Annotated in this window: 1 protein-coding gene; it reads left to right on the top strand. The window is 50.0% G+C overall.

Annotation, left to right across the window (positions count from 1 at the left end; genetic code table 11):
- A partial coding sequence (locus tag HJY11_RS14785) for a putative PEP-binding protein (RefSeq protein ID WP_368041637.1) occupies positions 1-210 on the top strand: 210 nt, incomplete at both ends.

Below are 210 nucleotides of genomic sequence, written 5' to 3'. Positions count from 1 at the left end.
AGATCAAACAGATTCTGAAAGAAGTAAAGGACGAATTAAGAGAGCAGGGGATTCCGTTCAAGGATGTAGAGATCGGTGTGATGATCGAGACACCGGCTGCTGTCATGGTAAGCGAACAGCTTGCGCAGGAGGTGGATTTCTTCAGTATAGGAACGAACGACCTGACGCAGTACACACTGGCGATTGACCGCCAGAATCCGAAGCTCGACG

The sequence above is a fragment of the Bittarella massiliensis (ex Durand et al. 2017) genome, assembly GCF_017566145.1.
GTDB classification, from domain to species: domain Bacteria; phylum Bacillota; class Clostridia; order Oscillospirales; family Ruminococcaceae; genus Bittarella; species Bittarella massiliensis_A.
The sequence above is the reverse complement of the archived record's forward strand: the minus strand, read 5'-3'. Positions and strand labels throughout refer to the sequence as shown.